The sequence below is a fragment of the Peribacillus sp. SIMBA_075 genome (assembly GCF_046534585.1).
Map to the genome: position 1 here is coordinate 1 of NZ_JAWRYN010001195.1, position 250 is coordinate 250.

The 250-nt window shown below is 49.2% G+C and carries 1 protein-coding gene; it reads right to left on the reverse strand.

Annotated features, from left to right (window positions below; genetic code table 11):
• On the reverse strand, positions 1-213 hold a 213-nt coding region (locus SB775_RS32110), incomplete at its 3' end, for a PDZ domain-containing protein (protein WP_410865339.1).
• Positions 214-250: the final 37 nt, after the last annotated feature.

Genomic DNA, 250 nt, shown 5'->3' on the forward strand with positions numbered 1-250 from the left:
TGCACTTTTCTTTGCGAGAGCCTGGAGTAAGTCTTTTGCTTCTGCTGTGCGTACTCCATCTACGGATGTAATGACATCACCGATCTTCAAGACCTGCTTTGCTGGCAGCCCCTCAAGTGTTCCCATTACCCACACACCCTGCTTCTCTACCTTGACATCATAGCCGGCAAGGCGAAAAGCTACAGCTTCGGCGATTTTTTGCGAGTTGTCCATAACAGCCTGTTCCCGTCGAACAAAATCTTCGCTATTC